This is a genomic window from Roseovarius nubinhibens ISM (assembly GCF_000152625.1).
Lineage (GTDB): Bacteria > Pseudomonadota > Alphaproteobacteria > Rhodobacterales > Rhodobacteraceae > Roseovarius > Roseovarius nubinhibens.
Window position 1 is genome coordinate 128,479 of sequence record NZ_CH724156.1, and the last position, 26,472, is coordinate 154,950.

Consider the following 26,472-nt stretch of genomic DNA (forward strand, 5'->3'; position numbering starts at 1 on the left):
CGAGAGTAGGATCAGAAGAACCCCAGCTTGTTCGGGTTGTAGCTCACCAGCATGTTCTTGGTCTGCTGGTAATGTTCGAGCATCATCTTGTGGTTTTCGCGCCCGATCCCCGATTGCTTGTAGCCGCCAAAGGCCGCATGGGCCGGATAGGCGTGGTAATTGTTGACCCAGACGCGCCCCGCCTCGATCGCCCGGCCAAAGCGGTAGCAGGTGTTGGCGTCGCGCGACCAGACGCCCGCGCCAAGCCCGTACATCGTGTCATTGGCCAGCGCCAAGGCCTCGTCGGCATCCTTGAACGTGGTCACCGACACCACCGGGCCAAAGATTTCCTCCTGGAAGACCCGCATCTTGTTGTGGCCCTTGAGGATCGTCGGCTGAATGTAATAGCCGCCCGAGAGATCGCCCTCCATCGGGGCCGCCGCGCCGCCGGTGAGCACCTCGGCCCCCTCTTCGACGCCGATCTGGAAATAGGAGAGGATCTTCTCCTGCTGCTGGGCGCTGGCCTGGGCCCCGACCATCGTGTCGGGCAGGCGCGGATCGCCCTGTTTGATCGCCTTCACCCGTTCGATGGCGCGGGCAATGAACTCTTCATAGATGTCCTCCTGGATGAGCGCCCGGCTCGGACAGGTGCAGACCTCGCCCTGGTTGAAGGCAAAGAGCACGAAGCCCTCGACCGCCTTGTCGAGAAAGGCGTCATCCTTGGCCATCACGTCGGAGAAGAAGATATTGGGCGATTTGCCCCCCAGCTCGAGCGTCACCGGGATCAGGTTCTCGGTGGCATATTGCATGATCTGCCGCCCGGTCTGGGTCGAGCCGGTAAAGGCGATCTTGGCGATCCGCTTGCTTTGGCCGAGCGCCGCGCCGACCTCGGCGCCATAGCCATTGACGATGTTGAGCACCCCCGGCGGCAGCATCTCGCCAATGATCTCGGTCAGCACCATGATCGCGGCGGGCGTCTGTTCGGCGGGTTTCAGCACCACGCAATTGCCCGCCGCCAGCGCCGGGGCAAGCTTCCACGCCGCCATCAGGATCGAGAAATTCCACGGGATGATCTGGGCGACCACGCCGAGAGGCTCGTGAAAGTGATAGGCGACCGTATCATTGTCGATCTGGCTCATCGCGCCTTCCTGACCGCGCAGCACCCCGGCGAAATAGCGGAAGTGATCCACCGCCAGCGGGATATCCGCCGCCATGGTTTCGCGGATCGGCTTGCCATTGTCCCAGGTCTCGGCGGTGGCGATGAGCTCGAGATTGGCCTCGATCTTATCCGCCAGCTTGAGCAGCAAGGTCGAGCGCTCAGCGGCGGCCATCGCGCCCCAGCTCTCCTTGGCCGCATGGGCCGCATCGAGCGCCAGCTCGACATCCGCCGCGTCCGAGCGCGCCACTTCACAGACCTTGGCGCCGGTGATCGGCGTCACATTGTCGAAATAGCGGCCATTGACCGGGGCCGTGAATTTGCCGCCGATATAATTGTCGTAGCGCACCTTGAAAGGCGAGGCAAAGCCGGTCTCGGCTTGGGTCATCTCGTTCATTGTGTATCCTCCTCAAATGGTCCGGGTCCTCCACCCGGATCATCTCTGAGGCTGCCCCATGTCGCCGGTTTGGTCAGGCGGGGGGCAACAGATTGCAGCGGTGTTTCGTCTCAGAACTGAGACACACAGGGGGCACCGTCCGTGACAATCAGCCGTCGAGCCCGAGCCGCTTCATCCGGCGATAGAGCGTCGCCCGCCCGATCCCGAGCGCCCGGGCCGCCGCGCTCACATTGCCATCGGCCCGCGCCAAGGCCCGTTTGAGCGCCGCCCGCTCGGCCCGCTCGAGGCCGCGCGGCCCGGCCTCGCCGCCGATCACATCGCTGGCCGGCCGTGGCCGCAGCGTGCCTCGCGGCTCGAGCCCGAAGGCCCGCCGCGCCGCCCGCGTCGCCCCCACCACGAGATCATCGCCATCCACCGCCAAAAGCGTCGACAGCGCGCCCTCGCCCTCCGCCGCCACGACGATGCGCGCGCCCGGAAAAGACGCGCGGAAATATTCCGCCTCGATGGCCTGCGCGGTCTGCGCCACGGTGGCCGCGATGAGCCGGTTGACCCCCGCCGTCTGATCGGCCCGCGCGCTCGACACATCGAGCGCCCCGAGCAATTGCCCGTCGGCGCCAAAGATCGGCGCGTCGAGACAGCTCATGCCGATGTTGCGGGCGAGGAAATGTTCGTCGCGGTGGATGGTCACCTGCCGCTCTTCTGCGATGCAGGTGCCGATGCCGTTGGTGCCCTCGCGCGCCTCGCTCCAATCCGCGCCATTGCGCAGACCCCAGCCGTCGAAGACGCCCCGGTCGCCATCGCCACAGCGCCGGTCGAGGATCACCCCCGCCGCATCGGTCAGCACCACGCCACAGCCGGAACTGCCCACCAGCGTATAGAGCTGATCGAGCTTGGGCGCCGCCACATGCAGAAAATGATCGTGTCGCGCGCGCCGCTCAGCAAGCTCGCGCCCCTCCAAGACCACACCCTCGGTGCGCCCCGGATCGAGCCCATGCTTTTCCAAAGACCGCCACCAGGACGCCGCCAGCGCCGAACGGGCCGCCGCACGGCCCGATTGCACCGCGGCGAGCACGGTTTCGATATGGCGCTTGCCTTGGCTCACGCGTCATCCTCCCTGAGGAGAAAGACTAGCCGCGGCGGGGCCACTTGGCAATCTTTGCGCGAAAGACCCCGCCGCCCGCAGCTTTCACGGGCGCGGATCTGGCTCAGAGCCTTTGCGGGTCTGGCCGCGCTCAGGAGGTGGGGTGGAACTTGCCCTTGGGCGAGAGGGTGAAGATCTCGCAGCCATTGGCCGTCACGCCGATCGAATGTTCGAACTGCGCCGAGAGCGATTTGTCGCGGGTGATCGCGGTCCACTCATCCGACAGCACCTTGGTCTCGGGGCGGCCCAGATTGACCATCGGCTCGATGGTAAAGAACATGCCCTCTTCGAGAACCGCCTGCGTGCCCGGCCGCCCGTAATGCAGCACATTGGGCGGCGCGTGGAATACCCGGCCCAGCCCGTGACCGCAGAAATCGCGCACCACCGACATGCGCTGCGCCTCGACATAGGTCTGAATCGCATGGCCGATGTCGCCAAATGTATTGCCTGGCTTGACCGCCTCAATGCCGATCATCAGCGCGTCATGGGTCACCTGGATGAGCTTTTCGGCATAGGGTTTCGGCTTGCCCGCGACGAACATGCGGCTGGTGTCGCCATACCAGCCATCGACGATCACCGTCACATCGACATTGATGATATCGCCATCGATGAGCGTGTCATCGTCGCGCTTGGAGGTGTCGTTCTTCCATTTGCGGATCTTGTCGCCGGGAATGCCGTGACAGACCACATGGTTGACGCTGATGCAGGAGGCATGCTGATAGCCGCGATAGCCGATGGTGGCCGATTTCGCCCCCGCCGCCTCGACCCGGTCCTCGATCAGCTTGTCGATCGCCGCCGTGCTCTGGCCGACAAAGACGTTTTCCGCCACCTCGTCGAGGATCTCCGCCGCCAGCCGTCCGGCGGCATGCATCCCGGCAAAATCTTCCGCCTCATGGATACGGATGCCGTCCTTGGTCAGTCTGCCGCGATGCTGGTCGTTCACGCTGGGCCTCAAGAATTTAAACAGGGTTTTCATCACTTCGCGCCCTATCTAGGCAATATGTGCGCCAAGGGCCATAGGGGCGGGACATTTTTACCACGTGCGCGCCGCGACACCCGGACACCCCTGTTGCCCTGCTGGGCGCGCCCGACAATCTATGACATAGCGCCGCGCAAACCCGGTGCCAGTTGAAAACGACAGGAGTGACACGCAGCCATGGATGCTTTGCAGGATCTGTTCAATCAGGAAATCTACAACGGTCAGACCCTGGCCGATCTCGTGACGCTCAAGGCGTTGACCGGCCTTTTGGGCAGTCTCGTCGCGGCCATCGTGATCATCCTTCTCGGCATCGTCCTGTCGGGCTGGGCCAAGCGCCGCATCACCGGGCTGAGCGAGCGCCACGCCTCGCTCGATCAGACGCTGTTTCACTTTCTCGGCAATATCGCCCGCTACACGATCCTCGCCTTCACCGCGCTCTTCGTGCTCAACACTTTCGGCATTCAGACCACCTCGCTCATCGCCGCCATCGGTGCGGTGGGTCTGGCCATCGGTCTGGCGCTGCAAGGCACGCTGTCGAATGTGGCGGCGGGGGTGATGATCATCCTCTTTCGCCCCTTCAAGATCGGCGATTTCATCGCGGTCGCAGGCGAAATGGGCACGGTCAAGGATATCACGCTCAACGTGACCGAGATCGCCAGCCTCGGCAATGTGCAGACGATCATCCCCAATTCCGAGGTCTGGGGCAACACGATCTCCAACTACTCGACCTATCCGCTGCGCCGCGCCGAATGGACCTTTGGCGTGGGCTATGGCGTCAATCTCGCCCGGGCCGAAGAGGTGATCCGCGACACGATCATGGCGGACGAACGCTCGCTCGACGATCCCGCGCCCTTCTTTCAGGTCAACAATCTGGGCGACAGCTCGGTCGATTTCCTCGTCCGCGTCTGGGTCAGCTCGGCCGATTACTTTCAGTATCAGGCCGATATGAAGCGCAAGGTCAAAGAGGCGCTCGACGACAACGGGCTCGACATTCCCTTCCCGACCCGCACCCTCGTCCAGGCCAAGTGAGCTATCGCACCGTCACCCTGTCGCGCAGGGTGACGGCCTCGGGGCTGATCGCACAATCGAGCGCGATCACCTCGACCCCCGCCGCCCGCGCCGCCGCGAAGCCCGCCGCATAGGCCGGGTCGATGTCCTGGGCGAGGGTCATCTCGCGGCAATCCGTCCGCTGCACGAGATAGAGCATCACCGCCCGATGCCCGGCCTCGGCCATGCGCGCCAGTTCCATGAGATGCTTGGTGCCGCGCGCGGTGACACTGTCGGGAAACTCCGCGAGCCCCGCCTGCCGCGACAGCGTCACGGATTTCACCTCGACATAGGCATCACGCCGCGCAGGCCCGCTCAACAGGAAATCAATCCGGCTCTTCTCGCCATAGGGCACTTCGGGGCGGATGAGATCATAGCCCGCCAGCTCCGCCACCTGCCCCGCTTTGAGCGCCGCGCGCAGCGCCCGGTTGGGCAGGCTCGTATCCACCCCGGTGAAATGGCCGTTCTCGTGATCGACCAACCGCCAGCCGAATTTGAGCTTCTTCTTGGGATCGTCATTGGGCTCGACCCAGATCCGCATCCCCGGCTCGGCCAGCCCCATCATCGACCCGGGATTGGCGCAATGGGCCGTCACCTCCCGCCCGTCCGCATCGAGCCGAATGTCCGCCAGAAAGCGTTTATAGCGACGAATGAGCCGTGCCGGCACAAGAGGGGTTTGAAAGCGCATGGTCCCGGCCCTATACCCAATGCAACACCCGTTCAAGACGGGCACCCCCGGTGCCCCCGTGCTTGCCGAACTCCAAGAGGCCGCCATGACCAATCCCACCGCTGCCATGCTGATCATCGGGGACGAGATCCTCTCGGGCCGCACCCGCGACGCCAATATGCACCATCTCGCCAAGGCGCTGACCAGCCACGGCATCGACCTCGAAGAGGTCCGCGTGGTGGCCGATGTGCCCGACGCGATCACCGAGGCCGTCAAGGCGCTGGCGGCGCGCTACACCCATGTCTTTACCTCCGGCGGCATCGGCCCGACCCATGATGACATCACCGCCGACAATGTGGCCCGCGCCTTTGACCGGCCCATCGATGTGCGCGACGACGCCCGCGCCATCCTCGCCGCCCATTACGACCGGCAGGGGATCGAGCTGAACGAGGCGCGGCTGCGCATGGCCCGCATTCCCGAGGGCGCGACGCTCATTGAAAACCCGATCAGCGCCGCCCCGGGGTTCAGCCTTGAAAACGTCCATGTCATGGCCGGCGTCCCGGCGATCTTCGAGGCGATGGTGGCGGGCGTCCTGCCGACGCTCACCGGCGGCGCGCCGATCCTGTCGCAGAGCCTGCAGCTCTTGCGCGGCGAAGGCGATATTGCCGCGACCCTCGGCCAGATCGCCGAGGAGTTCCCCGAGCTGAGCTTTGGCTCCTACCCGTTTCAGCTCAACGGCGCCTTTGGCACCAATGTGGTGGTGCGCGGCTCGGATGCCGCGCGGCTCGATGCGGCGATGGCGGCGCTCGACCGGGCCTTTCCCGCATGAGCGCCCCGGCCAATCAGACCCCCGACATGGCCCGTCTCTATGAGGTGGTCGAGGTGACTTGGCCCGCGGCCCGGCTCATCCCCGCCGCGCCCTTTACCCTGCGCGATGGTGCGGGCGGCGGCAAACGGGTCTCGGCGGCGACGCTCGACACCCCCGGCGGCACCGCCCCCGAGGGTGAGATCGCCCGCGCAGCAAGCGCCATGCGCGCGCAGGGCGAAACACCGCTCTTCATGCTGCGCGATGGCGATCACGACTTTGACGCGCAGCTCGCCCATGCGGGCTATGACATCATCGACCCGGTCAACATCTGGCTCTCGCCGATCGAGACGCTGAGCGAGATGACCCCGCCGCGCACCGCGAGCTTTCACATCTGGGAGCCGATGGCCATTCAGCGCGACATCTGGGCCAAGGGTGGCATCGGCCCGGCACGGCTCGCCGTGATGGACCGCGCCACCTGCCCCAAGACCTCGCTCTTTGGCCGCAATGGCGACCGCCCCGCCGCCACCGGCTATGTCGGGCTGCATGACGGCATCGCCATGGTCCACGCGCTCGAAGTGCTCGCAAGCCAGCGCCGCGCCGGTCAGGGCCGCTGGCTGATGATCGAGGCCGCCCGCTGGGCCGCCGCCCAGGGCGCGCGCCATATGTCGGTGATCTGCACCGCCGCCAACACAGGCGCCAACGCGCTCTATTCCGCTCTCGGCATGGCCCGTGTCGGCGGCTATCATTACCGTATCAAGAAGGATGAAGATTGATGAGTGACCCACGCCCCACCGCGCTCGACCTGCCGATGGTCGACCCGCTGCCGCCCGAGACGCAGAAATATTTCGATGTCTGTCAGGACAAGCTCGGGATGATCCCCAATGTGCTGCAGGCCTATGCGTTCGACATCGACAAGCTCAACGCCTTCACCGCCATGTACAACGACCTCATGCTCGCCGACAGCGGGCTGAGCAAGCTCGAGCGCGAGATGATCGCCGTGGTGGTCAGCGCGATCAACCGCTGCTGGTACTGTCAGGTCGCCCATGGCGCGGCGGTGCGGGCGCTCTCGGGACGGCCCGAACTGGGCGAGGCGATGGTGATGAACTGGCGCATGGCCGATCTCGACACGCGCCAGACCGCGATGCTCGAGTTTGCCGAAAAGGTCACGACCGCCAGCGCCAAGATCACCGAGGCCGACCGTCAGGCGCTGCGCGACGCCGGGTTCAGCGACCGCGATATTTGGGACATCGCCAATGTGACCGGGTTCTTCAACATGTCGAACCGGGTGGCCAGCGCCACCGCGATGCAGCCCAATCCCGATTATCACGCCCAGGCCCGGTGACCATGCGGGCTGGCTTTGTCCGGCGGGGGTTGCCTGCCCTTTTGTGTCTTGGCGCCACCGGTTTCGGCGCTCCCTCTCTGGCGCTCGACCTGGTGCTGCCGGGCCGCGCCGTTCAGACCCATCAGGAGAGCCGGACGGGCGACCGTCTGGCCGTGCCGCTGGACCGATGGGACACCGACCATATACCGACGCAGTACATCGAAGGCACCATCGACCTGCAAAGCTGGCGGATCACCGGCGGCGGCACCAGCACGCTGCAGGCGCTCGACGCGCTCGCCCGGCAATTGGGTGAGGCGGGCTATCAGACCATGCTGCGCTGCGCGGGCCGCGACTGTGGCGGGTTCGACTTTCGCTTTGGCCTGGATGTGCTGCCCGCGCCCGCGATGTTCGTCGATCTCTTCGACTATCGCTTTCTCTCGGCCCGCCTCGGCCAAGGCGATACCGCGCCCCATGCCACCGTGCTGATCAGCACCACCGGCGCCAACACCTATGCCCAGATCACGCTGGTCCGTCCCGAGGGCGCGGAACCGCTGCGCATCCGCGCCAGCACCACCGCCCCCGATCCGGCCACGACGCCCACCGAGACTGCGACCCCAGAGACCGCGCCCAACCCCGGCACTGCGACCCCGCCGACGCCCAGCGCACCGATCACCGGGGGCGCGCCCGGCGAGATCACCGAACAGCTCATGTCACAAGGCCACGGCATCCTTGGCGATCTCGACTTTGCCACCGGCTCGGCCACGCTCGGCCCCGGGCCCTTTGCCTCGCTCACCGCGCTGGCCGCCTATCTCAAGGGGGATGGTGCGCGCCGCATCGCGCTGGTCGGGCATACCGATGCCACCGGCGGGCGCGACATCAACATCTCGATTTCGCGGCAACGCGCCCGGGCCGTGCTCGACCGTCTGGTCGAGGGTCACGGCGTGCCCCGCGCCCAGCTCGAGGCCGATGGCGTGGGCTATCTCGCGCCCATCGCGTCGAACCTCACAGAGGCCGGGCGTCAGGCCAACCGCCGCGTCGAGGCGGTGCTTCTCACCACCCAATAGGGCCGATCACGGCTCGCGGAACGCTTCTTTCGATTTGTAGAGCGGCTTGAGCAGATATTGCAGCACCGTCTTGCCGCCGGTGTGCAGCTCGACCTCGGAGAGCATGCCGGGGCGGATCTCGATCGCCTGCTGACGCGGGGTGAGCGCGGTCATATCGACCTTGAGCGTCACCTTGTAATGCGGATCGCCATTGGGATCGCGGGCGTTTTCATCCTTGAACGTGTCGGAGGAGATGAAATCCACCTCGCCCTTGAGCGTGCCATAGATCGTGTAATCATAGGCGGTGAGCTTGATCGTCGCCTCCTGCCCCTCGCGGATATTGCCGATATCCTCGGGCGCCACCCGCGCCTCGACAAAGAGCTCTTCATCGAGCGGGGTGATCGACAGGATCTGCTCGCCCGGCCGCACCACGCCGCCGATGGTGGTGATGTTGAGATCATTGACGATGCCGCGCATCGGGCTCACCAGCGTCGTCCGGTCGAGCTGATCGAGCGAGGCCGCGAGGTTCTGCCGCAGCGTCGCCAGCTCCTTGAGCGTGTCGGAATACTCCTGCGCCCGGTCGAGCTCGGTCTGGGTGACGATTTCATCATAGCGGGTCTTGGCATCGGCATGGGATTTGCGCGCCCGGGTCACTTCGATCAGCGCCACCACCTTCTTCTTGAGAAGCCGCTCGAGCAGGTCCATCTCTTCGCGCGCCTGTTTGAGAACCGCGCCCGCGCCTTCGCTGCGCTTGACGTAATCGGCCTGCCGCGCCTGCAAGAGCGACCGCTCCGAGGCCACGATATCCGGGCTGCGGGTTGCCAGATCCTCGGGCACGGTGAAATCGAACTGCCCCGCCAGCTCGGCCTCGAGCCGCAGCCGCCGGATCTCATGCGCCGCCACCTGATCGCTTAGGTCTTCGACCGAGGACCGGAACTGTGTGCCATGCAGCCGCGCGAGAACATCGCCCTGCGCCACCACATCGCCCTCCTGCACCCTGAGCTCGGAGAGGATACCGCCTTCGAGGTTCTGGATGATCTGCGGCCGCGACGAGGAAATAAACGCCCCCTCGGCGCGCACGATCTCGTCGAGCCAGGCAAAACCCGCCCAGACGATAAACAAAAACACCGTCGCCGCACAGAGCCAGATCGTCAGGCTCGCGCCGCGCAGCCGCGCGTTGAGCTGCCCCGCGAGGTTCGTCGTCCCGACCGCCATCTCACGCCCCTCCGGCGCTGGTCAGATGGGCCAGAACCTTGTCGCGCGGCCCATCTACCGCGAGCCGCCCGTTTTGCAGGATCATCGTCCGGTCGGTGAGCGCCAGGATCGGCACCCGGTGGGTGGCGATCACCGCCGTCCGCCCGTCGAGCCATGTCTCAAGCCGGCTCACCAGCGTGCGTTCCAACGTCTGATCGAGCGCCGCGGTCGGCTCATCGAGCAAGCACACCTTAGGGTCCTGCAGCCAGAGCCGCGCCCAGCCGACCGATTGCCGCTGCCCCTGGCTGAGCCCCTGCCCGCCATCGCCGATCTCGAGGTCGAGCCCCTTGGGATGGGCCCGCACGAACGGCCCCAGCCCGGCAAAATCGAGCGCCGCCATCAGCCGCGCATCGTCGCGCTCGAGCAGCGTCAGGTTGAGGTTCTCGCGCAGCGTCCCGGCAAAGAGCCGCACGTCCTGGCCGAGATAGCCGATGAGCCGTCGCAAATCGCCCGGCTCGATCTGGCCCATATCCGTCCCGTCGAGCATCACCCGCCCGGCCTCCGGCGCATAAAGCCCCGACAGAAGCTTGAGCAAAGTCGTCTTGCCCGACCCGTTCGATCCCAGCACGGCGAGCTTTTGACCCGGCTGAATGCTGATCCCGGCAATATCGAGGACCGGCGCGCCGCCCTCGTCATCATAGCCGAACCGGACCTCGCGCAGATCATAGCCGCCGCCGATCTCGTCACGCCGCAGATAGCTCCGCCCCGCCGCGCGCTCCTGCTCGGACCCGGCAATCGCGTCAAGTCCGTCGAGCGCCGATTTGACATTGCCCCAGCGCGCCATAGTGCCCGCGATCTGGGTCAGCGGTGCCAGCGTCCGGCTGGTGAGGATGCTCACCGCGATGATCGAGCCCACGGTAAATTCGCCCGCGAAGACGAGGAAGGTACAGACCACGATCGCCACCACGAACGTGCCCTGCTGAATGGCCTGCGACCAGAAAGTGAGCGCCGAGGCGAGCTTGCGCTGTTCGCTGGATTTGAGCGCCGAGAGGCTGGTGAGCTCGGCCCAGAGGCGCCGCACCCGATCCTCGCCGCGCTGCGTCTTGACGGTGTCGAGCTCGAATATCGCCTCATGCAAGAGCCGCGATGCCTTGCCGCCCGCGCCCTGTGTCTCCTGCGTGAGGCGGATCATCCGCTTTTGCAGGAAAAACCCCGGCACCACCATGATGATGCCGCCGAGCACCAGAACCCAGACCACATTGCCCGCGATAGAGGCGACCAGCAGCAGGAAGACGAAGAGAAACGGAATATCCGCCACCGAGCCGATGGTCGAGGCGGTGAAAAACTCGCGCACCGAGCCAAATTCGCGCATCGCGGTGAACAGCGTCGAGGGCGACCGCCCCGCCTCTTGCGAGCGCATGCCGAGAATGCGGGACATCAGAAGATCCTGCACCGTCACCTCGATCTGCCGCCCGACCCCATCCATGAGCTTGGCCCGCGCCAGTTTGAGAACCCCTTCCATCACCAGCGCCATCATCGCGCCAATGGCCAGCACCCAGAGCGTCGCCACCGATTGATGCGGGATCACCCGGTCATAGACCTGCAGCGAAAACAGCGCGACCGCCACCGCCAGCAGATTGGCCACGAAAGACCCGAGCGCGATTTCCGCGAACTGTCGTTTGAACTGCCGGAACTGGCCCCAGAACCAATGCGGCTGGGCCGTCTCGGGCACATGGCGCTCGGCGATCTGGGCAAGGCTCGCCTCGGCATGGATCGTGATCCCGGCAAAGACCGGATCAAAGCTTGCGAGCGGCACCCGCGCGCGATTGTCGACGCAGCTCCGGTCATAGAGGATGATCTCGCCCTCGGCCGCGCCCAGCACCAGAACATGCTGCCCGCTGGTCATCTGCGCCAGCGCCGGCCACTCCGCCTCGGCGGCGCTCGCCACCCGGCGCACCGAGATCAAGAGCCCCGAAGCGCCCATCCCTTCGGCCAGCCGCTCGGGCGAAATGTCATTGCCCTCGCCAAAGCGCAGCATCCGTTCGTAAATATCACCCGAGGGGATCGGCTGTCCCAGCAGGGCGCTGTAGATCGACGCCAGGTCGGCCCGCGTGCGCAGCCGTGGCTCCAGATCGGACGTCTGTGCCGCCGCCTGCCGTGGCGGATGCGGGTCGTTCGACACCGGTTGCGCCGGTGGCGTCGGGCCCGGGCGTGCCGAAACCCCGGTAAAGCTGAGCGTGACGGGTTTGCCGCTCACACATCACCCCCATCTGCCAGCACCCCCAGATGGCGCGCCAGCTCGATCCGCGCCCGCGACAGCTCATATTGGTGATCAATGGCGAGGCTGCGGCGCTGGGCATAGGTCTCGTAGACGCCGACCACATCCATCACCTGCCGTTGCCCGGCGTCATACTGGCGCTGAAACAGGTCGAGATTGGTCTTGGCCTGCTGGCTCAGCCGTGCGGCCTCTTCGCTCTGCCGCCGCAATCCCTCGATCCGCGCCTCGAGACGGCGCAGCACGCGGTTGCTGTCCTCTTCGGCCTGCGCCACGCGCCGGTCGGCCGCATCACGCTCCATCGCGATGGCCTTGAGGTTGGCGCCGGTCCCGAGACCGAGAAGCTCGCCCCCGCCGAGCGTCACATTCGGCCCGCTCGATTGCGTGCCCGTCGTGCCGCTCGCGGTCAGCCCGGGCAAGAGCCCCGCCCGGTCCACCTGTGCCTGCGCCACGGCGCGGTCGCGTTCGGCCTCGGCCCGCAGCATCGACAAGGGCCGCGCGCTGGTCGTGGCCACCGCCACCGTGCCGCCGCCCTGCACCGCATCGAGCGGCGTGGCGCTCATCGCGTTGAGCTCGGCCATGGCGGTGCGCGACTGCTCCTCGGCGGAGCGCAGATCCGAGGCGATCTCGCCCAGCTTCTGCCTCAGCACGCTCAGATCCGACGGGTCAGAGACCCCGCCCTTGACCCGCTCCTGCATGACCCATTCGAAATGGCGCATATCCTTGAGAGAGGCCTGCTGCAGCGCCGCCCGCGCCCGCCCCTCCTGCACATCGAGATAGAGATCGAGCGCGGTTTCGACCCGCGCATTGCTGTCCTCGGCAAGCCCTACGGCGGCCACTTCGACATCGGCCTTGGCAAAGCGCCGCTCGGCCTTGAGCCGCCCGTGATCGAAGAGCACCTGCTCGACAAAGATCGTCGCCACCACCTCGCTCAGCGAGCTGAGCGAAATATTCGGCCCGATTTTCGGCAGCCAGTTCTTTGACGCGGCCTCGGCGCGCAGTCGCGCGGCGCGCAGCTCGGCCTCGGCGCTGCGGCTGTTGGCCGCCAGCACCGCCTGCGCCACTCGGGCATAGGCGCTGCCCTGGGGCAGAACGCTCTGCCGGACCTGCAAATCTGAAATCACGGTGCTCTGCGCATCTTGCTGCGGCGCGGCCCCCGCCGTCGCCGGCTTGGCGAGAAAGCGCGACACCGCATTGCCATCGCCCGCCTCGGGGGCCAGACAGCCCGACAGCGCCACCATGGCCACAAGCCCCGCCACCGGCCGCATCACCCCTGACTTACAAACCCATTGCCCCATGTACTGCCCCTTGATCGGTAGCTTTTTGTTATGCGCGGCCCCCGCCATGCCGGGGGCCGCCTGTCACGCGATCAGATGACGGTCTTGATGTCGTCATCGACCACGATCGAGCTGCCATTGTCGAAGCTGTAGACGCTATAGGCCTCGCCATCGACGTCTTTGGTGCCGGTCTTGCTGGCGCCGCTGATGGTGAGCGTGTCATCGGTCCCGCCGCGCACCAAAAGCGTGTCGGAGTTCTCCGACAGCCCGGCCAGCATATCGGCGGTGATGGTAAGCTCGGTCTGGTCGCTGAACCGCAGATCGACGGTCTCGATGTTGAACCCGTCCACCGCGTTGCTGCCGAGATCGACCGTGGTCACCCCCGCCTCGTCGAGCACCAGATAGGTGCTGTTGGCATTGCCCGCCGCATCGGTCCCGGTGATGACAAGTTCCGATCCATCGGGGATGCTCTTCGGCGCGCCCGCCGCATCGAGGAAGTGATAGGTCGACTCGTTGAGAAACGCATCCTTCGCCTCATAGAGGTTGAGCTCTTGCGCCCCCTCCGGCCCATCCACACGGTGAATGGAAATGTCCTCGTCGGTGGTCTCGATCGTGGTGTTCCGGTTGCCCGAATGGTCGCGGAAATAGCCCACCACATCCGGCTGATCCGGCACCAAAGTGTCGATGGCCAGACTATCGGTCACGCTGCTCACATTGCCCGCCGCATCGGTCGCGCGGATCACCATGTCAAAGCTCTCCTCCGCCTGCGGAATATCCGCCGCCGGAAGATCGACCCGCCAATTGCCCGAAGCATCGACCACCGCCGCATAGCTCTTGCCAAAGAGATCGACAGTGACGGTCGAGCCCGGCTCGACCTTGCCGGTCAGCGTGACCCCGTCCGAGGCCTCCGCCGCATTGACCACATTGTCGCCCTCGACCGGGCTGTCCTTGTCGAGCGTATTGACCAGCGTGTCGACCCGCACCGTATCGGTGAGGCTCTGCGTGTTGCCCGCCCCGTCGGTGACATCGACGGTCAGCGCCGCATCATATTCGCCGCCCGCAATCGCGCCGGGGCCAAAGCTCGCGACCCAATTGCCACTGGCATCGACCGCCGCCTCGACCCGCGTGCCGCCAATGCTGACAAACACCGTCGAGCCCGGCTCGACCGTGCCGGTGAGTTCGAACCCCGATCCGGCCACATCGCCATTGATCACCGAACGGCCATCGCTCGTCGCGGCAAAGCCGCCGCCGCCCATGGTGAGATTGTCGACCCTGGTGTCCACATGCACCGTATCGCTGACCGAAGTGGCATTGCCCGCCGCGTCGGTGGTGGTGGCGGTCAACACCGGATCATGCACGCCTTCGGTGATCTCATGGCTGGCATAGGTGGTGGTCCAGACGCCATTGGCCCCCGCCACAACCTCATGCGCCACCCCGTCGAGCGTGACGGTGACGGTCGCACCGGGATCGGCGCGGCCCGTGACCTGCACCCCGGCCTGCGCCTCGGTCTGGTTGATCGTGCCATCGCCGCCGATCTGATCGGCATTGAGCGTCAAGAGCCCCGCCTCGGTGTCCACCGTGACGCTCTGGGTCTGGGTGCTCGTATTGCCGGCAAGATCGGTGGCCGTGGCGGTCATCGTGGCGGTATAGGTGCCCGGCGTGATCTGGGTCGCGGCAAATGTCGCGCTCCAGCTGCCATCGGCCCCGGCCACCGCCGTCACCTGTTGGCTGCCAAGCTGCACCACGATGGTCGAGCCCGGCTCGGACGTGCCGGTGACCTCCAGCCCCGATTGCGCCTCTTGCGCGTTGATCACCCCATCAGCGCCGCCGCTGCTGCTGGTCAGGGCGAAATTATCGACCCGCGTGTCCACCTGCACCGTGCCGGTGGTGGTGTTCACATTGCCCGCCGCATCGGTGCTGCTTGCGGTGATCTCGGCCTCATAGGTGCCCTGCGGCAAGGTCCCCGGCGCGAAGGTCACGCTCCAGCTGCCATCGCCGCCCGCGGTCACCGTCTGCTCGACGCCTTGCACGCTCACCACGACCACAGCCCCCGGCGTGGCGGTGCCAACGATGGTGGTGCCATCCGCCTCTTCGGCTTGGTTGATCGTGCCATCGCCCTCGATCTGGCTGGTCGAGATGCTGACCGCATTGGCCACCGTGTCGATTGCGATGCTTTCGGTCACCGTGGTGCTGTTGCCCATGGCGTCGCGGCTGATCACCGTCACCGCGCTGGTGTATTCGCCCTCGGGCAGGCTGCCCGCCTCATAGGTGACGCTCCAGCTGCCGCTCTCGCTCACCACCGTCTCGCGGGTCACGCCCTCGACGGTGACGCTGATCGTCGCCCCCGGCTCGCCGCTCCCGGCAAGCTCGATCCCCTGCCCGAATTCTTCGGCGTTGAAAATCTCGCCGCTGGCCTCGGTGCCTTGGGTCACAGAGGTCTCGGGCGGGGTCGTGTCAATGGTGATCTCCGGCCCGGCCAGATCGCTCGTCGTGCCATCGGGCTCGACCACAGTCACATTGACGGTGTGCATGCCGTCCGAGGGGAAAGTGTCGCCGGCAAACTCGGCCTGCCAATTGCCCTCGTCATCGGCGGTGGTCTCGACGCTCTTGTCGCCCAGGGTGACCGTGACGGTCGATCCCGGCTCGGCGCGACCGGTGAGGGTCACGCTATCGGTGTCCGGGCCAACCCCGTCACCGCCGAGCGTGATCGGCCCCTCCTGATCCACCGACGGGGCAATCCGCCCGTCGCCCGAGCCGCTGCCATCGCCCGGAATGAGGGTCGAGGCCGCCACCGCCGCCGCGCCCACACCCGCCGCTGTCGCCAGACCGCTGCCGCCAAAAAGCGCCGCCGCCCCGAGCATCGAGACATTCTCGTCACCGGTCCCGGCAATCGCCGCGACCCGCTCGTCCTCGTCGAGGAAGATCAGCTCTTCCGACGGGCTCCACTTGCCCCATTGCTCGGTCGGCCCATATTGCGCGTAGAGCGTGCCATTGCCGCCCTCGACCAGCGTCACCTCGTTGAGGTAACCATCCGCCGAGATAAAGAGCCGGCTGTCCGGCACCCCATCGGCGCCAAAATAATCTTCGAGAATGATCACCCGCCCATCGGCCAAGGTGATCTGCAGATCGCCGCCGCTGCGCGCATATCCGTTGACCTCGGATTGCCGCAGGTTGAGCGATAGCTCCTGCCCCGGTTCGGCCCGGAGCGTCATCATGCTGTCGTTTTCGGAAATGGACCCATATTGGGCTGCACCCGCACTCGTGCGGGTGACGAAATCAATCGCCTTCATAACACCACCACTCTTAAAGCCTCTGCCCCCACTTTGGCGTGAAGGCGTTTTTGTTGATTTTGGTCGTCTGCGCCGAATTTAATCCCACCGCCACATTTCTGCCAGAAAATTTTCAGGATTTCTCCCAACTTCGCGGCTTGGCGTGCATTTACAGGGGCTTCGCGCGCCGCCTCCCGCGCGCCGCGCGCTAACACACGGGAGTCAAACGGTTTTAAGAGTCAAATTTGCAACACTGCATGGGCGCACAGTCACTCTCCTATAGGTTGATTTTCCTCAAAATAATCCGATCTTGACCCCGGATTAATTGCGCTTCACTCTCCCCCGACACGACCATCCCAGAGGCCCGCCATGTCCGACCATCTCTCCCGCACGACCGAGCTTTTGGAACAGATGATCGCCTATCCGACCATCTCGGATCAGAGCAATCTCGACATGATCGCGGCGCTGGCCGATCTGCTCGACGCCGCCGGCGCGCGGGTCGATCTTTTCCATGACGACACCGGCGCTAAGGCCAATATCTTTGCCACGCTCGGCCCCGAACGCGACGGCGGCATCGTGCTCTCGGGCCATACCGATGTGGTGCCGGTGGCCGATCAGGACTGGACCACCGATCCCTTCCTCGCCGACCTGCGCGACGACCGGGTCTATGGCCGCGGCAGCTGTGACATGAAGGGCTTTATCGCCGCCTGCGTGGCGCTCGCCCCCTCCTTTGCCAGCCGGGTCAAGGACCGGCCGCTGCATTTCGCCTTCACCTATGATGAGGAAACCGGCTGTTTCGGCGGTCAGGCCCTGATCCAGAGCCTGCGCGACAAAGGCCTCACCCCCGGCCTCGCCATCATCGGCGAACCGACCTCGATGCGCGTCATCGAAGGCCACAAGGGCTGTTTCGAATATTCCACCCATTTCCACGGGCTCGCAGGCCATGGCTCGGCCCCCGATCGCGGCGTCAACGCGGTCGAATATGCCGCCCGCTACGTCACCCGGCTGCTCGACCTCAAGGACGAGCTGCGCGCCCGCGCCCCGGCCAGCAGCCGCTTTGACCCGCCCTGGACCACGATCAACACCGGCGGGCTCACCGGCGGCGTCGCCCATAACGTCATCCCCTCCGCCGCCCGCGTCGATTGGGAAATGCGCCCGGTGCAAAATTCCGACGCCGACTTCGTCAAGCAGAACCTGCGCGACTATTGCGCCAATGTGCTCCTGCCCGCCATGCAGGCGGTCGACCCCGACGCCCGCATCGACACCGAAATGATCGCCGAGGTTACCGGGCTCGAACCCGCCGACGCCAATGAGGCCCGCGACATCGTGCTGGAGCTGACCGGCGGCGCCCGCCCCGATCTGGTGGCCTTCGGCACCGAGGCCGGGCTTTTTCAGCACTATGGCCTCTCGGCGGTGGTCTGCGGCCCGGGCTCGATCGAACAGGCCCATAAGGCCGATGAATATGTCTCGCTCGATCAGCTGAGCCAATGCCTCGACATGCTCGACAGGCTCGGAGACAGGCTGGGCGACAGGCTCTGACCCCGCCTCTTTCTGGTGTCAAATACCCTTAGCGCCGCGCTTACAGGCGGCGGAACGTCAGGTAATGGGGCACCCGCCCCTCGCGCAGCGCCTTTTGCTCATAGCGCGTGCTGATCCAGTCGCCCCAGCTCTCGCGCCAGTCGCTCGGCCCCTCGGCCAGCCATTCGAACCCGTGGCGCGGCACCTCTTCAAGGGTCTGGCGCACGTAATCGGGAATATCCGTCGCCACCCGCAGGATCGCGCCGGGCTTCATCACCTGCGCCAAGGGCGCCAGATGCTCGGGCGTGACAAACCGGCGGCGATGATGCCGCTTTTTGGGCCAGGGATCGGGATAGAGGAGAAAGGCCCGCTCGATACTGGCCTCCGGCAGCACGTCAAAAAGATCGCGCGCATCGCCCGGATGCACCGCCAGGTTCTCGACCCCGGCGCGGCGGATCTTGCCCAAAAGCATCGCCACCCCGTTGATAAAGGGCTCGGCGCCGATGATCGCCACATCCGGATTGGACTGCGCCTGATGCACCAGATGCTCGCCGCCGCCAAAACCGATCTCGAGCCAGACCGGGCGTCTGCCGAACCGCGCCTCGAGGTCGAGAGCCACCCGCTCGGGGTTTTCCTCCCAGCCCACCGGCCCCGGCGACAGCGCCGCCAGATCCTCGTCGAGATAGCGCTTCTGACTGTCCTTCAGGGTCTTGCCCTTGAAGCGGCCATAGAAATTCCGCCAGGGCGCGCCCGAGGCATGGGTTTGGGGGGTGTCATCATCCTGCGTCATGCGCCGCGATGTAGCGCCGCGCGGCGCGGGGCGCAATCCCTAGCCCTCCTCCCAAAGCCCTGCGCGCCGGGGCCAAGGCCGGATTTGGGTATTTGACACCAGAAAGAGGATGGGGCCGCGCAAGAAAGAGACAGGGCGGCGCAGGTTGCCCAGCGCCGCCCCGATCTACCTGTCCCAGCGTGGGATCAGGCGTTTTTCTTGAGCGTCTCCGCCAGATCGGTGCGTTCCCAGCTAAAGCCGCCATCATCCTCGGGGGCGCGGCCGAAATGGCCATAGGCCGCGGTGCGCTCGTAGATCGCCTTGTTGAGCTCGAGATGGGTGCGGATGCCGCGCGGCGTGAGATCCATGGACCGCGCCACCGCCCGTTCGATCTCGGCATCGGCGAGCTCACCGGTGCCATGGGTGTCGGCATAGATCGACAGCGGCTTGCTCACCCCGATCGCATAGCTGAGCTGGATGGTGCAGCGCTCGGCCATGCCGGCAGCGACCACGTTCTTGGCCAGATAGCGCGCCGCATAGGCCGCCGAGCGGTCGACCTTGGTCGGGTCCTTGCCCGAGAAGGCCCCGCCGCCATGCGGTGCGGCGCCGCCATAGGTGTCGACGATGATCTTGCGCCCGGTGAGGCCCGCATCGCCATCGGGGCCGCCGATGACAAAGGTGCCGGTGGGGTTCACCCACCATTCGGTCGCATCCGTGATCCAGCCATCGGGCAGCACTTCGCGGATATAGGGCTCGACAATGGCGCGGATGTCGTCACTCGACTGGTCTTCGCTCTCATGCTGGGTGGAGAGCACGATAGAGCTCACCCCCACCGGCTTGCCATCTTCATAGACCACCGAGAGCTGGCTCTTGGCGTCGGGGCGCAGCGTCGGCTCGGCGCCGGATTTGCGCACCTCGGCCAGCCGCCGCAGGATCGCATGGGCGTACTGGATGGGCGCCGGCATCAGCTCGGGCGTCTCATTGGTGGCAAAGCCGAACATGATGCCCTGATCGCCGGCACCGTCCTTGTCCACGCCCTGCGCGATATGGGCCGATTGCTCATGCAGGAAGTTCAGCACATGGCAGGTGTTCCAGTGGAACTTTTCCTGCTCATAGCCGATGTCCTTAATGCAATCGCGGGCGATCTGCCCGATGCGGCCCATGTAATTCTTGAGCTTTTCCTGGTCGGACAGGCCGACCTCGCCGCCGATCACCACCATGCCGGATGTGGCAAAGGTCTCGCAGGCGACGCGGGCGTCTTCTTCCTCGCGCAGGAAACTGTCGAGGATCGCGTCCGAAATGCGGTCGCACACCTTGTCGGGATGCCCCTCCGACACGGATTCAGAGGTGAAGGTGTAGTTCTGTCTTGCCATGAAATCGCTCCATTAGGGTCATCCGCCACGCCAGGAAGCCGTTGTGACGGGGATGGCGATTGGTTAGGACGCGCGCCGCCTGCGGTCAATGGCTATTCGGCCCGCGCCCAGCGCCAGCAGAAACGCGAGTCCCCAGAGCAACACCGGCAGGTCGCCCAGCCGCGCATAGGGCGTCTCGGCCCGCGGCGGCGGCAGCGGCGCATCGGCATAGCCCGTCTCGCCCAGCCCCAGCCGCGTGATCACCCGGCCCTCGGCATCGATCACCGCCGAAATCCCGGTGTTGGCCGCCCGGATCATCGGCAGCCCGGTCTCGATGGCCCGCATCCGCGCCTGATCGAGATGGGCATAGGGCATGGTCAACTGCCCGAACCACGCGTCATTGGTCACCAGCACCAGCCAATCCGCCCGCTCGGGAAAGCCGCGCAGATCCTGCGGGAAAATCCCCTCATAGCAGATCAGCGGCAGCCCCTTGCCCAGCGGCCCGAGATCGAGCAGCGCCTGCCCCTCCGGCCCCGGCGCATAGCCATAGCCCTGGGCCGAGGCGAGATGGGTGATCCCCCATTGGCTCAACAGCTCGCCAAAGGGCATGTATTCGCCAAAGGGCACCAGATGCCGCTTGTCATAGATCTGCACCTCGCCCTCGCGCAGCGCGCCGAGCGAATTGTAGTAAAGCCCCGCCTCGCTGCGCTGCACGCCAAAGAGCACCGGCACGCCCTGCGCCGCCTCTTCGATGGCCGCGATGAGATTGTCGGCATGGTGCAACAGCGCCGGCACCGAGGTCTCGGGCCAGACGATGAGATCGGGCCGCGCGCCCTCGGGCCCGGCAATCGCCGTCAACTCGCGCGCCCGGTTGAAAAAGACCGGCATATAGGCCGGGTCCCATTTGAGATGCTGCGCCGCATTGGGCTGGACCACCCGCACCACCTGACCGGTGGGCTCTTGCGGCACATTCATCCGCCCCGCGCCCCAGTGCCAGAGCCCGGCTACGGTGGCGAGCGACAGCAAAGCCGCCCCCATGGCCAACCCGGGCCGCGCCCGAAGCGCCATCGGCACCAGAAGCAGGCAAAGCGTCAGCGCCCCCAGCCCGTGCACCCCCCAGAGCGCCGCCGTCTGCGCCACCGGCGTCTCGAGCCAGAGCGACCCCAAAGGCGCCCAGGGAAACCCGGTCAGCCCATAGGCGCGAAACAGCTCGGCCAACAACAAGGCCGGGATGAGCGCCAGCCCCCGGCTCTGCGCGTTCCAGCCCAGCCAATGCGCCAGCGCCGTCCCCGCCCCGAAGATGAGCGCCAGCCCCCCCGCCATGCCCAAGAGCGCAAAAGGCGCCATCCAGCCATGGCGCACCGGGTCCACCAGAAACGGGTCAATGATCCAGAAATGCGTGGCGAGCACATAGCCCGCCCCGGCCCACCAGCCGCGCAGCGCCGCGCCGCGCAGGCTCGCCGCCCCGGGCAAGAGCCACAGCACCGCGCCGAGCGCCAGAAGCGCCAGCCACCACAGAGAAAAGGGCGCCTGCCCGGCGCCCATCCCGACCCCGGCCAGCGCCAAGAGCCCGCGTCGGCGCCATTCGCTCACCCGGCGCCTCCGGCCTGTTTCGTCTCGGGCACCCGCACCCGCAACCGCTTGATCCGGCGCGGATCGGCCTCGACCACTTCGAACACGGCCTCGGAGGGATGTTCAATCACCTCGCCGCGCACCGGAACCCGGCCGAGCATCATGAAGATCAGCCCGCCGAGCGTGTCGATCTCTTCTTCGTCCACATCTTCCATCTCGGTCAGACGCAGCCCGGTCTCGGCCTCGAACTCTTCGAGCGGGGTCTTGGCCAGCGCCAGATAGCTGCCCGGCTTTTCCTCGCTCCAATAGGCGCCCTCGTCGATGTCATGCTCATCTTCGATCTCGCCGATGACCTGTTCTATGAGGTCCTCGATGGTCAGCAGCCCATCCACCCCGCCATATTCGTCAATGACGAGCGCCATATGCCGCCGTTCGCTCTGCATCTTGGCGAGCAGCACGCCGATCGGCATCGACGGCGGCACATAGAACATCGGCCGCAACAGCTGGCTGAGCGAGAACCGCCCGCTATTGCCGTTGAACCCGTGTTTGAGCGCGAAATCCTTGAGGTGAACCATCCCCTGCGGCGTGTCGAGCGTGCCCTTATAGACCGGCAGGCGCGACATGCCGCTGTCGCGGAACACCTGCACCAGCTCATCCTTGGTGATGGTGGTGGGCACACAGACGATATCGGCCTTGGGAATGGCCACGTCTTCGACCGTCTTGCGGCTTAGGTTGAACATGCCGGGAACATCCGATGTCGCCTCGGCCCGAGCCTCCGGCGCGTCCTGTTCCTCGCTGTCAGGGCTCAGAGCCCCGAAAATACGGGTGAAAAACCCGCCCCGTTCCTCGCCGTCTTCGCCAGTTTCCGGCTGCGCGCTCTGCGCTGCCATAGAAGACCCGTCTGTACTGTCGCCCATCTCTCTCTTTCCAAAACCGGGGCTCAGCCCCCAATGTCACACACTATATGGGTCATCTAACCCCAAATTGCCAAGTATCACCACCTCTTCTGCTTCCATCAAAGTGGCATCTTGGTCACGAATATGATCATAGCCTAAAAGATGTAACACCGCGTGAACAATCAGATGCGTCACATGGTCCTCGACCGGTTTGCCCGCCGCGCGCGCCTCGGCGGCGCAGGTCTCCCAGGAAATCGCGATATCGCCAAGCTCGGGATCAAACCCCGGTTCGGGCAGATCGGGCCGCGCGCCGGGGGTCTCGGCGCCGCGTTCCTCCGACGGCCAGCTGAGCACATTCGTCGGTCGCGGCTTGTCGCGAAACTCTTCATTGAGCCCGGCAATCCGCGCATCGTCACAGGCCAACAGACTGATTTCCCAGTCCTCCGCATCAAGCCCGAGATGGCCGAGCGTCGCCTTGGCCGCGCGCTCGGCCAGCGCCGCCAGCGGCAGCGCCTCCCAGCCCTCGGCCTCGATCATCACATCCACCAGATTGCTCATGCCGCCTCTCCCGCACCATGATCCGCCGCAAAGGCCAAGAGCCGCGCCAGATCGGCCCGCCGCCACGCCTGTTTCGCCGCGCCCTGATTGTCCATGCCCACCGTCGCCACCACGCTCATCAAGAGCTTGACCGCGACGCCGCGCCGATAATCGCGCCAAAGAGCCGCGTGCTCATAGGCGATGCCCTGCTCCTGCAGCGCGTTGAGGTAACAGGCGATCAGCGCCGCTTCATGCGCCCGCCGCACCTCGGGCTCCAGCGACGAAATCAGCAGATAGGCGAGATCAGAGCCGCCCCGCCCCCGCGCCATGAATTGCCAATCCAAGAGCACCGCGCCCGGACCGTCGAACATCAGGTTATCCGCCTGCACATCGCCATGGCGCAGCGTCAAAACGCCGTCGTCGAGGATCGGCCCCAGAACCGCCGCCGCATCCCGCGCCATGGCCGCGCCCAGCGCCAGCACCTCGGGCGAGAGGTCCGCCCCCGGCAACAGCCCCTGCAACGCCTGCGCATAGCCGTCCCAGCAGGCGGCAAAGCCCAGCTCTTGCGCCACCGATGCACCGGGCAGATCGGCCAATCCCGCCGCCCCCCAATGCGCCGCATGGCAACGCGCCAGCGCCCGCACCGCCGCCTCGGCCTCGTCCCGGCTGAGCCCGGTCACGAAAGGCACCGACCGCGCCCCCCCGAGATCTTCGAGCACCACAACGCTGGCCCCGGCCTCGGCATCGCTCGCCGCGTGATAACAGCGCGGCACCGGCAGGCCTTCGGCATAATGATGATAAAACGCGACCTCGCGGGCATTCTCGGCCGCAAACCGCGCCCGCAGCGCCGCATCTTCCGACGCGAGCTTGACGATGACCGAGGCGCCGCCGCCGATCTCCGCCCGGTAGAGCCGCGTGCCGGTGAACCCCTCATCCACCCCGACCCGGACCAGCCGCAGGTCGCTCACATCACGGCCCAGCGCCGCCCCGAGCCAGCCCCGCGTCACGCCCTCCGGCCCCAGCGGCACGGCATGGGGCAAAGACGCCTCAGAGGCGCGATGTCGCAACGGCGCGGTCATGTCTGTCTGCCTTCGGGCGGCTCTCCGGTCAGCTCGCCGGATCGTCCGCCTCATACGCTTCGATGATCGCCGCCACAAGCGGGTGCCGCACCACATCCTTGGCGGTGAAGTAGTTAAAGCTGATGCCCTTGATCCCATCGAGAAGCCGCTCGGCATCCCGCAACCCGCTGGTCACCCCGCGCGGCAGATCGACCTGACTGCGGTCGCCGGTGATCACCATGCGCGAGCCCTCGCCCAACCGGGTCAGGAACATCTTCATCTGCATCGAAGTGGCGTTCTGCGCCTCATCGAGCACCACAAAGGCATTGGCCAGCGTCCGCCCCCGCATGAAGGCCAGCGGCGCGATCTCGATCTTCTTCTCTTCCATCAGCTTGGCGAGCTGCTTGCCCGGCAGGAAATCATTCAGCGCGTCATAGAGCGGCTGCATATAGGGATCGACCTTCTCCTTCATGTCGCCGGGCAGATAGCCGAGCTTCTCGCCCGCCTCCACCGCCGGACGGCTGAGAATGATCTTGTCGACCATGCCGTTGATGAACATGTTCACCCCCACCGCCACCGCAAGATAGGTCTTGCCGGTGCCCGCAGGCCCGATGCCAAAGGCCATCTCGTTTTGAAAGAGCGAGGTGACATAGGCCTTCTGCGCCTCGGTGCGCGGCTCCACGAGCTTCTTGCGGGTCTTGATCTCGACCCGCCCGCCCTGAAACATCTCGAGCTGCCGCTCGGTGCCGCTCTCGCCCTCGGCGGGGTGGCCCATGCGCAGCTCGCGGTCGATGTCGCCGGGTTCGAGCCCCTTGCCCCCTTCGAGCCGCGCATAAAGCGCCCGCAACACCTCGATCGCCTCCGCCCGCGGCTCGGCCTCGCCGAAGACCGCAAGCTGATTGCCCCGACGGAGAATCTGCACACCCATCGCGCGCTCGATCTCGGCCAGGTTCCGATCATGCTCTCCGCACAGATCGATCAACAAAAAGTTGTCTGGAAATTCAATGACCTCCTCGCCAATGGCAGAGTGGTCGGGCTCAGGCGTCAGCGTTGTCGTAGACAATCAATGCTCCCCAAAACAAGTGTCATAACTCATCGTGCCCCCTCGCCGCCCCTGGCGCAAGGCAGAATGCCCCGATCATTGCCAGACTGACGAAATCGGCAGAAAAAAGCCGCGCCCCTTTCGGAGACGCGGCCTTTGGTTGTGCTGGCTGTCGCCCGACATCAGATCGGATCGGGAACCGAGCTGCCCTTGTTATAGGGGCCCACCGCGGTATTCGGCGGCGCCACGCCGGAACAGACCGGCTTGCCATATTTGTCGAGACGCTGCGACAGATAGCCTTCGATGCCGTCGTCGATGATCCAGTGGTCACAGCCATTGGGATCGACCCAGATCCCGGCCTTGAGCTGGCTCAGGTGCTTGCTGTCAAAGCCGCGGTCGACGGTCTTGTTCTGCTTGTCGTCGCAGGCGCCAAGCGCGATTGCCGCGGTCAGGGCGAGCGTGATTTTGGTCAGTTTCATGATCTCGTCCCCTTAGCGGATGCAGATGATTTCAACGCGCCGGTTGGCCTGCATGCCCGCCGCCGTTGCGTTCGATGCCTTGGGCATCCGTTCGCCATAGCCCCGGACATCGGCGATACGCGCGCCGGTCTGGACCGCCACCCGCGCCACCGAATTGGCCCGGCGCAGCGACAGGTTCATGTTATAGGCATCCGAGGCCCGGCTGTCGGTGTGGCCCGTGATGATATAGGACACCGCATTGGCGTCGCGGAAAAACTGCTGCAGCCGCGCCCGGCCCGACGGGCTGATATTGGCGCTGTCGGTGGCAAAGAGCTGGTCGGAGTTCATCACGCCACAGACATTGCCCCGGCGGCAGACCGGAATGCCCTGACGGTTGGTATGGGGCGACATATAGCCTTCCCAGCCATCGTCCATGACCCAATGCTCGCACCCGTCCGGATCAACCCAGATTGTCGGTGTATAGTCGTTCTTGCGGCTCTGCGCCTCAATCGGTGTACCTGCGACAAGCATCGTGACCCCAAGAGCCATGGCCGCAAAGCCACCAATGATGCGTCGCGCGGACGTAGAAAATCTCTCCGTCACAGCCTCTATCCTTCTATCTGTTCCCCCAAGGCGGCCACACAGATCAATGTTTCACACACCCAGTTTGCCGCCAGACTATATTATCTTGCGACCTTACCAGCTTTCCTTAACTTG

The 26,472-nt window shown here is 65.6% G+C and carries 23 protein-coding genes and 1 riboswitch; of the genes, 6 read left to right on the forward strand and 17 right to left on the reverse strand.

Going from position 1 to position 26,472, the window contains the following annotated elements:
- Positions 1–11: 11 nt before the first annotated feature.
- The 3 genes from adh to map form a co-directional block, all read right to left on the reverse strand.
- On the reverse strand, positions 12–1,532 hold the full coding sequence (gene adh / locus ISM_RS00655; RefSeq protein WP_009812159.1) for an aldehyde dehydrogenase: 1,521 nt from the start codon (positions 1,530–1,532) through the stop codon (positions 12–14).
- A 148-nt stretch (positions 1,533–1,680) separates the two neighbouring features.
- Positions 1,681–2,634, reverse strand: a complete 954-nt coding sequence (locus tag ISM_RS00660) for a GAF domain-containing protein (RefSeq protein ID WP_009812160.1) — start codon at positions 2,632–2,634, stop codon at positions 1,681–1,683.
- A gap of 130 nt (positions 2,635–2,764) precedes the next feature.
- Positions 2,765–3,649: a type I methionyl aminopeptidase gene (gene map, locus ISM_RS00665; RefSeq protein WP_009812161.1), complete on the reverse strand. Its 885-nt coding sequence runs from the start codon at positions 3,647–3,649 to the stop codon at positions 2,765–2,767.
- Between the two features lie 180 nt (positions 3,650–3,829).
- Between map and ISM_RS00670 the strand changes: the two genes are divergently transcribed.
- Positions 3,830–4,681 carry a mechanosensitive ion channel family protein gene (locus tag ISM_RS00670; protein WP_009812162.1) on the forward strand — a complete coding sequence of 284 codons (852 nt, stop codon included), beginning with the start codon at positions 3,830–3,832 and terminating at the stop codon, positions 4,679–4,681.
- A gap of 1 nt (position 4,682) precedes the next feature.
- Here ISM_RS00670 and sfsA read toward each other — a convergent pair whose 3' ends face one another.
- A complete protein-coding gene (gene sfsA, locus ISM_RS00675; protein WP_009812163.1) occupies positions 4,683–5,387 on the reverse strand; it encodes a DNA/RNA nuclease SfsA in 705 nt (234 codons plus the stop codon).
- 85 nt (positions 5,388–5,472) lie between these two features.
- Here sfsA and ISM_RS00680 point away from each other — a divergent pair, with 85 nt between their 5' ends.
- The 4 genes from ISM_RS00680 to ISM_RS00695 are packed head-to-tail and all read left to right on the forward strand — an operon-like array spanning position 5,473 to position 8,559.
- Entirely contained in the window at positions 5,473–6,195 is a 723-nt protein-coding gene (locus ISM_RS00680; RefSeq protein ID WP_040618212.1) for a competence/damage-inducible protein A, read from the forward strand.
- Entirely contained in the window at positions 6,192–6,947 is a 756-nt protein-coding gene (locus ISM_RS00685) for a GNAT family N-acetyltransferase (RefSeq protein ID WP_009812165.1), read from the forward strand. Before ISM_RS00680 ends, ISM_RS00685 begins: the two co-directional genes overlap by 4 nt.
- Positions 6,947–7,516: a peroxidase-related enzyme gene (locus ISM_RS00690; RefSeq protein WP_009812166.1), complete on the forward strand. Its 570-nt coding sequence runs from the start codon at positions 6,947–6,949 to the stop codon at positions 7,514–7,516. Before ISM_RS00685 ends, ISM_RS00690 begins: the two co-directional genes overlap by 1 nt.
- Before the next feature lie 29 nt (positions 7,517–7,545).
- Positions 7,546–8,559, forward strand: coding sequence for an OmpA family protein (locus tag ISM_RS00695; protein WP_217622854.1), 1,014 nt, complete (start codon positions 7,546–7,548; stop codon positions 8,557–8,559).
- A 6-nt stretch (positions 8,560–8,565) separates the two neighbouring features.
- Here the strand turns inward: ISM_RS00695 and ISM_RS00700 are convergent, their stop codons facing one another.
- The 4 genes from ISM_RS00700 to ISM_RS00715 form a co-directional block, all read right to left on the reverse strand.
- A complete protein-coding gene (locus tag ISM_RS00700; protein ID WP_009812168.1) occupies positions 8,566–9,753 on the reverse strand; it encodes a beta-barrel domain-containing protein in 1,188 nt (395 codons plus the stop codon).
- 1 nt (position 9,754) lies between these two features.
- A complete protein-coding gene (locus ISM_RS00705) occupies positions 9,755–11,989 on the reverse strand; it encodes an ATP-binding cassette domain-containing protein (protein ID WP_083780864.1) in 2,235 nt (744 codons plus the stop codon).
- Positions 11,986–13,305 (reverse strand): TolC family protein, encoded by a 1,320-nt coding sequence (locus tag ISM_RS00710; RefSeq protein ID WP_254655624.1) that lies wholly within the window; start codon positions 13,303–13,305, stop codon positions 11,986–11,988. The genes ISM_RS00705 and ISM_RS00710 overlap by 4 nt, the downstream gene beginning before the upstream one ends.
- 71 nt (positions 13,306–13,376) lie before the next feature.
- The gene (locus ISM_RS00715) at positions 13,377–16,499 is read right to left on the reverse strand and encodes an Ig-like domain-containing protein (RefSeq protein WP_254655625.1); all 3,123 of its coding nucleotides are present in this window, start codon (positions 16,497–16,499) and stop codon (positions 13,377–13,379) included.
- A 423-nt stretch (positions 16,500–16,922) separates the two neighbouring features.
- Between ISM_RS00715 and argE the strand changes: the two genes are divergently transcribed.
- Positions 16,923–18,092, forward strand: a complete 1,170-nt coding sequence (argE, locus tag ISM_RS00720; protein ID WP_009812172.1) for an acetylornithine deacetylase — start codon at positions 16,923–16,925, stop codon at positions 18,090–18,092.
- Between the two features lie 40 nt (positions 18,093–18,132).
- Here the strand turns inward: argE and trmB are convergent, their stop codons facing one another.
- From trmB to ISM_RS00765, 9 genes are all read right to left on the reverse strand, one after another.
- Positions 18,133–18,861, reverse strand: a complete 729-nt coding sequence (gene trmB / locus ISM_RS00725; protein WP_009812173.1) for a tRNA (guanosine(46)-N7)-methyltransferase TrmB — start codon at positions 18,859–18,861, stop codon at positions 18,133–18,135.
- 185 nt (positions 18,862–19,046) lie between these two features.
- Positions 19,047–20,213, reverse strand: a complete 1,167-nt coding sequence (gene metK / locus ISM_RS00730) for a methionine adenosyltransferase (RefSeq protein WP_040617738.1) — start codon at positions 20,211–20,213, stop codon at positions 19,047–19,049.
- Positions 20,214–20,218: 5 nt separating this feature from the next.
- A riboswitch (SAM-SAH riboswitch) is annotated at positions 20,219–20,266 on the reverse strand.
- Between the two features lie 10 nt (positions 20,267–20,276).
- Positions 20,277–21,785, reverse strand: a complete 1,509-nt coding sequence (gene lnt, locus ISM_RS00735) for an apolipoprotein N-acyltransferase (RefSeq protein ID WP_009812175.1) — start codon at positions 21,783–21,785, stop codon at positions 20,277–20,279.
- Positions 21,782–22,681 (reverse strand): hemolysin family protein, encoded by a 900-nt coding sequence (locus tag ISM_RS00740; protein WP_040617739.1) that lies wholly within the window; start codon positions 22,679–22,681, stop codon positions 21,782–21,784. Before ISM_RS00740 ends, lnt begins: the two co-directional genes overlap by 4 nt.
- 36 nt (positions 22,682–22,717) lie before the next feature.
- Complete coding sequence (ybeY, locus tag ISM_RS00745) at positions 22,718–23,218, reverse strand: rRNA maturation RNase YbeY (protein ID WP_009812177.1); 501 nt, start codon at positions 23,216–23,218, stop codon at positions 22,718–22,720.
- On the reverse strand, positions 23,215–24,276 hold the full coding sequence (locus ISM_RS18580) for a phosphotransferase (RefSeq protein WP_156783281.1): 1,062 nt from the start codon (positions 24,274–24,276) through the stop codon (positions 23,215–23,217). Before ISM_RS18580 ends, ybeY begins: the two co-directional genes overlap by 4 nt.
- Before the next feature lie 28 nt (positions 24,277–24,304).
- Positions 24,305–25,318 (reverse strand): PhoH family protein, encoded by a 1,014-nt coding sequence (locus tag ISM_RS00755; protein ID WP_050754088.1) that lies wholly within the window; start codon positions 25,316–25,318, stop codon positions 24,305–24,307.
- Positions 25,319–25,479: 161 nt separating this feature from the next.
- On the reverse strand, positions 25,480–25,776 hold the full coding sequence (locus tag ISM_RS00760; protein WP_009812180.1) for a hypothetical protein: 297 nt from the start codon (positions 25,774–25,776) through the stop codon (positions 25,480–25,482).
- Positions 25,777–25,788: 12 nt separating this feature from the next.
- On the reverse strand, positions 25,789–26,286 hold the full coding sequence (locus tag ISM_RS00765) for an OmpA family protein (protein ID WP_246557921.1): 498 nt from the start codon (positions 26,284–26,286) through the stop codon (positions 25,789–25,791).
- Between the last annotated feature and the right edge of the window lie 186 nt (positions 26,287–26,472).